General features: G+C 45.6%; 11 protein-coding genes. All 11 read right to left on the bottom strand.

Annotated features, from left to right (window positions below; translation table 11 throughout):
- Nucleotides 1-63, bottom strand: a 63-nt coding sequence (locus ACOTWU_RS24675) for a hypothetical protein (protein WP_223226701.1), incomplete at its 3' end; no start/stop codon positions are given.
- A 252-nt stretch (nt 64-315) separates the two neighbouring features.
- A complete protein-coding gene (locus ACOTWU_RS24670; RefSeq protein WP_000774871.1) occupies nt 316-1,107 on the bottom strand; it encodes a hypothetical protein in 792 nt (263 codons plus the stop codon).
- Between the two features lie 229 nt (nt 1,108-1,336).
- A complete protein-coding gene (locus tag ACOTWU_RS24665; RefSeq protein ID WP_001052325.1) occupies nt 1,337-1,594 on the bottom strand; it encodes a hypothetical protein in 258 nt (85 codons plus the stop codon).
- A gap of 65 nt (nt 1,595-1,659) precedes the next feature.
- The gene (locus ACOTWU_RS24660) at nt 1,660-1,986 is read right to left on the bottom strand and encodes a hypothetical protein (RefSeq protein WP_000556022.1); all 327 of its coding nucleotides are present in this window, start codon (nt 1,984-1,986) and stop codon (nt 1,660-1,662) included.
- Between the two features lie 242 nt (nt 1,987-2,228).
- Complete coding sequence (locus ACOTWU_RS24655; protein ID WP_000834113.1) at nt 2,229-2,549, bottom strand: hypothetical protein; 321 nt, start codon at nt 2,547-2,549, stop codon at nt 2,229-2,231.
- 294 nt (nt 2,550-2,843) lie between these two features.
- Nucleotides 2,844-4,094 carry a site-specific DNA-methyltransferase gene (locus ACOTWU_RS24650; protein WP_000104393.1) on the bottom strand — a complete coding sequence of 417 codons (1,251 nt, stop codon included), beginning with the start codon at nt 4,092-4,094 and terminating at the stop codon, nt 2,844-2,846.
- A 170-nt stretch (nt 4,095-4,264) separates the two neighbouring features.
- On the bottom strand, nt 4,265-4,873 hold the full coding sequence (locus ACOTWU_RS24645; protein WP_000833775.1) for a hypothetical protein: 609 nt from the start codon (nt 4,871-4,873) through the stop codon (nt 4,265-4,267).
- A 155-nt stretch (nt 4,874-5,028) separates the two neighbouring features.
- Nucleotides 5,029-5,286 (bottom strand): hypothetical protein, encoded by a 258-nt coding sequence (locus ACOTWU_RS24640; RefSeq protein WP_001290639.1) that lies wholly within the window; start codon nt 5,284-5,286, stop codon nt 5,029-5,031.
- Between the two features lie 64 nt (nt 5,287-5,350).
- Complete coding sequence (locus tag ACOTWU_RS24635) at nt 5,351-5,779, bottom strand: hypothetical protein (RefSeq protein WP_000069824.1); 429 nt, start codon at nt 5,777-5,779, stop codon at nt 5,351-5,353.
- 91 nt (nt 5,780-5,870) lie between these two features.
- Nucleotides 5,871-6,248, bottom strand: a complete 378-nt coding sequence (locus tag ACOTWU_RS24630; protein WP_000645320.1) for a hypothetical protein — start codon at nt 6,246-6,248, stop codon at nt 5,871-5,873.
- A gap of 405 nt (nt 6,249-6,653) precedes the next feature.
- A complete protein-coding gene (locus tag ACOTWU_RS24625; RefSeq protein ID WP_126125900.1) occupies nt 6,654-7,745 on the bottom strand; it encodes a flavin reductase in 1,092 nt (363 codons plus the stop codon).
- Nucleotides 7,746-7,785 lie beyond the last annotated feature (40 nt).

Genomic DNA, 7,785 nt, shown 5'->3' with positions numbered 1-7,785 from the left:
GAACTTTTGCTTTGCCACGGAACGGTCTGCGTTGTCGGGAAGATGCGTGATCTGATCCTTCAACTCAGCAAAAGTTCGATTTATTCAACAAAGCCTCATAGAAGTAAAACTCAGTTAAATGAAGATCGTTTTCTTTCACGTATGCCGCCAATTTGCGGATACGCTGTTCAAGCATTGTATCTATCCGTAAGGAAACACTCTGCGGAACGTCACTTGCAAATTCATTGATACAATCAACGGTAGAAACTATGAATTTATTGGTCATGGCAGGCTCCAGGCCACCGGGGAAACCGGTGGCTACGGTAATTGGCAGGCTTAAGCGCCGCAAAGGGTGTCAAGGGAAGGGAGAAGCTTGCTCAGCTTGTCGTAATCGAGCGGAGACAGTTCTGTAACGAGTTCGACCGAAAGACTAGTGTTGTCTTCTTCACACAGAATATAGATTCCGTCTTCTGGCTCTTTTCCGGCACATGCCTTCAGTCGTTTGTTAACGACCTCCTGGGCTGAATCCGCTACGTCGCAGCTCAGGACATAGCTTGCCACATAGCTGCTCTCACCGTGGTAATGCGTCACTTTACACAGAGCATACTGGATACCGGCTTTGTGAGCCTCATTCATGAGACGAGAAAACTGACAGCCATCCTGGTAATAGTGGGTATCCTTTGTGACCAGAATAGTCATACCCCCAAATTCATCTGTCCGGCTTTTACTGCATGTAAATGCAGCAGTAATTGTTACCATTTCCGAGAGGTCGAATACCGACAGCACGGCAGTTGTGAGGCAAATTGCATGGTCAAGATCAATGGTCTCTCCATGAAAAACTGCCAGCCCACTGCTGGTAACTTCTGTTGCGAACAACAGTTCATAATTGCAGTCTGGGCAGGATGGTTGCCCAAAGCTCGGCTCAGAAGGGTCATACTCAGGGTGGTTCTCGATAATACTGAGGATCAGCTTCTCAGTCAGAGAACAATCTGTCAGTGGCTTATCAAGCAAACGCTCACCTTCTGCAATTTCTGCTTCGGTAACGAATGTGATTGCTTCTTGTGCCATTTTTGCCTGCTCCTGAGTGCAGGGAATAATAAACGACGCCTGAGTATAATTATCTGCCACAGTTGACTCCTTGATTATTTAATTAATGTATTTGATGAGAAGATCATAACAAATACACTAATACCAACTAATAACCTGAAGGCGTTTTTTTAGAAAAAATATTAAGAAGAAGAATATGAACACTACCTCATCTTAAATTAATATCATTCAGGATTAATATTCATTTTTGCAAATAAAAACCGCCAGACGGCGGCTTTTATAAAGAGGGAAATATCATTGGAAGTTGAAATTACTTCACGGCAGGCCGACAAATTACGCGACTGCTGTGAGCTGAAGCGAAACTTGTAGAGGAAACTATAATCACCTTTTCTAAGTCGTCGGCACTGTCAGCAATATGATGCCGGAAAGCCTCCTCTGCATCACCAGGGGAGTCGGCTTCGACCAGGTAGGCCTGATCATCATCATCAAACATAATGCGCCCGGAAATGAGATAAAGTCGGCTCAAATCTGGCGTTGCTGCGCTCGTGCTTCGTTCGTTCAGATTCATTTTTTCTCCGTCTGTTGCTCGTAAAAAGAATGACGCCGGTTTAAAAGGCGTCGCCAGGGTTCGGGCTAAAACGCAGGGTTGCCATCGAGGAAGCTCATTGGCTGGCCAATAGCGGATGCCACCCTGAGAATTTCACCTGGTGTGGCATAACGCAGCATTTCAGAGCGTCCAAATTTCTGATACTCATCTACTGACATCTTTCTCCACTCTGGGTGAGGATCTTTTCCGCACAGTGACCAGTTGCTTTCAGAGGAATCACGACGGAGAACGTACACATCAAGCGAGGCTGTAAGCCCACTTCCATATCCCCGCTGCGCTACAATACGAACCTGAGAACCATCGTCGCGTTGCAACGTCTGGGTTAATTTCGTGATAGGATCCTGAGAATGCATGCCATTTACCTCGTTTTCAAAAGATTTACCGTAAGTAAATGATACCGAATCGAGAATTCTGGCTAATAGGTCAGAAGAAAAAATAATGAATATTTTTGAAGTGTAGGATAATGATTAGAATAAAATGGCCTGAATAAATCGCTAGCGGTTAAATCCGCTTATTTCAGAGAAGCTCTGATTTAGTAGTTAGGGAAAACGATGCGGTGAAAAGTAACTTTTACACCGCAATTCAGAAAAAAGTTTCAATTAGTCACATTACGAATAACCCGGCTTACTTTCGCATGTGCGTTCCCCTGGATGTTAAAGTAAAGCCCCTCAGGCAGACTCGTCGCCCACTTAACTCCTCGCTCAGCCATACGCTTCGGTGTTTCCAGCCAACCACGAGGAATATTGCCCGTAACGTCACCGATAACCCGTGAAATGCATGCTGCTACCCGGATGCCGCCGGGAATATCGCATTCGGATTCAACAATATGCATAACCTCAAATAAAGCACCATGCCGCTGGACATGATCGCCAATGTGCAACTCGATAGGAGAAACCATTTCTGTATCTGACTTCATATCTGTCCACCTTTAATTTAGAAACCGTCTAAATTACCAATATAGTTAATGTACCGGATGTTAATTCAACAAGTTCTGTATCACAACCATCAGTTTTTTTTGTTGGGTCTATATCGGAGAAACAAGTGAATATTGAATACACTCGTTAATACAGACAACCGGAAATGAATGGCACCCTAATTATCTCTGCGGCGTATGCTAAGCCGTTAATATTGTCATTTTATGGTAGAAACAATGCAAAATGAATAAACCGCTTGTCGCTTCAAACCACTTTATCAAAACCGTTAACTTGCATTAAGCCCGATACAGTTCGGCGAGCTCGTCCAGCATGGGGTTACTCTTATATCCCGGTGCGGCCGTAAAAAGGTTTCGGGAAATCGCCAGCCATTCCATGATTTTGTCCGTCGCCAGCCAACGTCTGCCAAGTCGCTCGGCTGCGATGGGAACTTTATGCAGGCCAGCGAAGGGATCTACAACAAGATCTCCCGGCTCTGTCAAAAACTCAATCAGAAACGCTGCAAGCCTGGTAGGAGACGTTGCACCATGCAGCGGAAAACCTAGCTCGCGGGCAATGGAATGGCAAAATCTCGTATCAGCGCAGCTATTGCCGTAAAACAAAGTATTTTTGGGGATCGTTCCTTCTGTTTTATTTCCAAAGGATCCGCTTTTAAGCTGGTACGCCCCATCACCATAAAAGGTCGTGCGATTTTCACCGCCTGCTGCCTGCAATTTAAGATGCTGCTCTGAATGCGGTTGCAGTACACGTAAGTTGTTTGAACGAACCTTACTCGCATCATTGGTAAACCACAGCACAGGCTCATACGATGAGCAGAGCTGCACTCGTTGCTTACATGCCCAGTGCGTTGGCGATGGGGGCTTACTGCGATTCACCCACTGAAGCCTGTCCATGAGCTCAAGCCCCAGCTTGTCACATAATGCCAGTGTCAGACGCTCCAGATACAGAGAACGTGAAGGCCTGCCCCTATTAAAGCTATCTTGAGTGATATTCAATGCCACACTTGCGCCGGGTACAAGCTGTTTCACGATCGGTTCGAGGATACGCAGAAGCCAGTCAATATAAACCTGCTCGCCACGCCCCCCGCCATGCCCGTAGTCTCTTGAATTTCGAAGGAGGTAAGGCGGCGAGGTCAGGCAAAGATGAATTTGCTCTGTGATATTGCTGAAGAAGGCATAGGCGTTTCCAAAAACCGATGCCCCAAGAGAAGTTGAGAAACCGACAACACAGAGCTTTTCCCATGACTCGTGTAGGTTTGTTTTCGTCTTAGAGGAGTATCTCCAGACGCCCCGTTTTTCTGGAACGCGTTCGATGACTCCGGCCTGCCGAAGAGTCTGCTGAAACCAGCGTACTTTGTGTTTGACGCCGCTGGTTCTGGTTTTATCTGACCCAAATTCTTTCAGTTCGTGCAATTCGGCATCCGACATGCCAGTTTCACGCTGCACTTCGCGATAAAGCTCGTCGTTGCTCAACGGCAATTCGGAGGCTGCGTAGATCCGTGCAATTAAATCCGTAGAAATCGTGCTCATCAGCCATCCTTAATGGAGATGCAGTTTAAATATCGGCCTGATGGTTGGAAGGGGGATTACTAAATCAAACCGATCTGTTTATTTATAGGCTTTGTCAGGTCATGCAGCACAGCTGGGCATGCGCAAAGAGACCCAGTCTTCTTTAGCGGAGACACCTTCAAAAGTTGTACTCAATCAGCCCCAAGATTTTGAAACTCAATGTGCTTTTGCTCACACTCCTCCCTGCCCCACGAGCCCTGCCATTCACAGATGTCCCGGTACTTAATTTCCAGCTTATCCATCTGTGAGAGGTTAGCTGTTGCGAAGTCTGGCCATATGTCGTGCCAGCATGCGTTGTACGTGACGCCTGCTGGTGGGCAATACATCATTGCATCAGCATGGATAATTTCAACGCGAGGATCGTTTGCAAACGAGGCCGCAACGAGGTTAATAACGTCCTGTTCTTTTTCAATTACTGTTACATGGGTTACATCTTCTTTTTGAAGAATGGCGTGAAGCACCATCCCCAGACCAAGACCATTAATGAGCACGCGCCCGGTGGCTCGCTCTAAAAAATCCTGGCAGGTTCTGATCTCCATCGGGGTATTGGACATCACCACATCCCAGCCGTTGGACAAACGCCGATATCTACCGGGCGGGATAAACTCGTCTGTATTACCTGTATACTCGGCACGAAGGGCGAGGCTCATCGCCTTATCTGCGGTAATTTCGAATGTGTCCAGTTTCCAGGTTCCGGACGTGCCGTCTTTAACGGGTAAATCAGAAAAGCAGCTCTTCATCAAGGCAACCAAAATTCCAGTAATGTTGTTACGCTGAACCTATCACAAACCTGCTCTTAATACAGTTATCAGGAGTGACAGCGATCTTTGAGGAATCGTTTAAATCACGGGCATCCTGTAGCGGACGCCCGATATTTAATCAAATGTCGCAGGTGTTAAAGGAAGCGTTGCAAAGTTGCAACGTCTTCTGGAGCAACCTCCACGCAGCTCCTGACACTGTAGTGATTTTCGCCGTTGTAGTCGTAAACCCCACCGTCTTCAAAACTCAGCTGTTCAAGCTCGCCATGGCACTCTGAAATGAGTGCCGTCTGGCAAGCATTTTTCTCACAATCGCTGACGAGTAACCGAACATAGCTATTCTCATGGTCGCCGTTTCGGTTCTGGATTTTAACGATAAAGTGTTTTTCAGACATTTGTGCCTCCAGCACAGTTTGAGGTTAATTTAGCGTTGCCCCGGCTCACCGGGGCAAGAATAAATCAACCCTTAATGAAACTGTGCCCCCAGGTGTTAGGCTTAAATGCCTGCTCTTTGATATATGTTTTCATTACCTTGCAGGTTTTTTTCAGGGCTTTGGTATTGGCATCGGTTACTGAGATAAAATGGCGAGAATAACGGTTTTCCCGGTATTGCTTATCAGCGTTTGGGTCAATTGCTTCGCTTTGCAGGAGTCCTTCGTGCCTGCCAATTACTATTACGTAGTTCATTTCACCTGAAACACGATCCGTGAGTAATTGAATGGAAATATCAGTCGCTCGCGTGGCCTGGCTAGCAGAAATTTTTGCATGTAAGAAAGCTCCCTTTCGAAAGTTGGCCGGAGTCAAACCTGTAATATCCTCGGTGCTAAAATTAAGTGAAGATAGAGTTGAAAATAAATCACAGCTAATGACTTCAGTATTATTAGACATAACCCGGCTCCGCTCATATTCATGTTAAGGTAATTATATCAGGTTGATAGCATTACCTAATAACTTGGTGGCAAAAAGTTGTGGTTTTTGATTAACTAAAATTGATGTTCTCAATACTGCTCAAGAATTCTTTCTTTACACCCGGAGTAAAAGGTATACGTTCAATGTATTTATAAAGCGTCGCAAAGGTTTTGGTTTCAATGTTTCGTGAAATAACATCATCAATCGGGTCTTCGAACATATTAATAAAAACATCAATATGCTGCTCTCCGCTTTCTGAAGCTAAAGAGAGAATACAGACCACTTCAATGTAGCGGTTATCCTGCTCTGCAATGAACAACCAGTGCCCTTCGTTAAAGGCTGGTGCAGCACTGAAGCGTTTTACAACAATTTCTGAAAGAGCATATCCTGCCTGATCCAACAGATTAATAAAGTTGAGTTGAGTTGAAACCACGTCTAACGCTTTCATAAAACCTCCTTTTCATCTGTACTTATTATACTGTTACCCATCCCCCCAGCTAATAACCTCCCAGCAAACTTTCAAAAAAAATACCACCTTTAATTAGAATTGAACACATCCTTTTTAAATAACAAAAAGGATTATGAAACCCACAATGTTTGTGATGTGCCACCAAGGAAAAGTAACTTTTATGTGCTCATAAATCTTATTTCGTATTCACTTTCCTTTGTCTTTCGGTCGTAGATTATCAGGGGAAGCATAAGAAGAATATGTGAGGTTTAAGCAAATGCGGTGATCGGGCATTATAATTTGGTGAGGCTATTATAAGTGGATAAAGATAGTCGTAGGTATAGGATCAGGTTAAATTGCATTTTCCCGGTTGCCTTCCCTGGCCTACCGGTTTCAGCTCAGATACTAAGACCAGCGGTAATACTTAAAATATTCCTCATTTGCAGCTATAAACTCCCTCAAACCGTTCATTAATCCCTTCTCAAACGCTGTCACGATAAACCGGTAACCGTCCAGTGTTTCAATGTAGTAAATACCGCCTGGTGTAATTCCAACATGCAACACCTCGGCTGTCATCATAAACTGGCCTTCCGGAAAATCATGCGAAAGGTAAATGAAACCAGTAGTGGCCGATGCGGGTGTGGCATTCACTAAGACCCCGTTAAACTGCTGCCCGTGCCTCGCCGGTACAAGCTCACTTCCCCTGGTTGACTTATCAAGCAGCCTCTTAACATCTTTTTCTTCTTTTAACGAGGTATAGACCCGCACATCACTGTCATCACCTGGGCGAGAGCCGGTGCCAACATGAGCAAGACGACGGTAAGCACTGCGCATATTAACGTGGCAGGATGCCCCTGCTCTACCCTGAAGCCTTACGCCAAAGTCTTCGCAAAGTAACAAAATCTGACGTAGCTGGTTTTCATGCACGGACGCTGAGAGTGAAAGATTGAAACAGGAAAAGGTCAGTTCTAAAACCTTTTCGCGTTTGTCATTGAAATGAGCTTCCAGCCTGATGACTGGCTTTTCCGACATTGCAAAAGCTTTGTCCGTTACTCTGTACCGGCATTCATCTCCGAAACATTCTTTAACAACGCTGGCTATGACCGTGTCGTGTTCTCCATCTTCCGGAGCTGGCACAAAGATTTCAAATTGTGCCGGTGTATCCGGCTCAAGCAGAACGGGATAGAGACGCGGAGAATTAAGCAAAGCGCATTCAGAATTAATGAGCTTAACCCAGGCGCTTTTGTCGTCCGGATCCTTAAGCTGCTGTCCAAGGTTATCGCAAAAGTCAACTATCTGACGGGTATGCTCATCCGTGACTGCACAGATCAGGTTAAGACCATGCGTGGCCATACGCAGTTCCCGGGTTCGGGACTGGGAATTGATCGACCAGGGGTTAAGTGAAAGCGAAATAGGGCTTATGGAAGGGACGACCGTCTCATTCGGCTTTGTTGAATAAATCGAACTTTTGCTGAGTTGAAGGATCAGATCACGCATCTTCCCGACAACGCAGACCGTTCCGTGGCAAAGCAAAAGT

Origin of the sequence: Enterobacter cloacae complex sp. GYL001, assembly GCF_049237125.1 — a bacterium.
Lineage (GTDB): Bacteria > Pseudomonadota > Gammaproteobacteria > Enterobacterales > Enterobacteriaceae > Enterobacter > Enterobacter hormaechei_C.
The sequence above is the reverse complement of the archived record's forward strand: the minus strand, read 5'-3'. Positions and strand labels throughout refer to the sequence as shown.

Bases quoted from the DNA above. Each gene is read 5' to 3' on its own strand.
- ACOTWU_RS24640 (WP_001290639.1), bottom strand. From the start codon at position 5,286: ATGTCTGAAAAACACTTTATCGTTAAAATCCAGAACCGAAACGGCGAC.
- ACOTWU_RS24655 (WP_000834113.1), bottom strand. From the start codon at position 2,549: ATGAAGTCAGATACAGAAATGGTTTCTCCTATCGAGTTGCACATTGGC.
- ACOTWU_RS24630 (WP_000645320.1), bottom strand. From the start codon at position 6,248: ATGAAAGCGTTAGACGTGGTTTCAACTCAACTCAACTTTATTAATCTG.
- ACOTWU_RS24625 (WP_126125900.1), bottom strand. From the start codon at position 7,745: ATGCGTGATCTGATCCTTCAACTCAGCAAAAGTTCGATTTATTCAACA.
- ACOTWU_RS24660 (WP_000556022.1), bottom strand. From the start codon at position 1,986: ATGCATTCTCAGGATCCTATCACGAAATTAACCCAGACGTTGCAACGC.
- ACOTWU_RS24645 (WP_000833775.1), bottom strand. From the start codon at position 4,873: ATGAAGAGCTGCTTTTCTGATTTACCCGTTAAAGACGGCACGTCCGGA.
- ACOTWU_RS24635 (WP_000069824.1), bottom strand. From the start codon at position 5,779: ATGTCTAATAATACTGAAGTCATTAGCTGTGATTTATTTTCAACTCTA.
- ACOTWU_RS24650 (WP_000104393.1), bottom strand. From the start codon at position 4,094: ATGAGCACGATTTCTACGGATTTAATTGCACGGATCTACGCAGCCTCC.
- ACOTWU_RS24665 (WP_001052325.1), bottom strand. From the start codon at position 1,594: ATGAATCTGAACGAACGAAGCACGAGCGCAGCAACGCCAGATTTGAGC.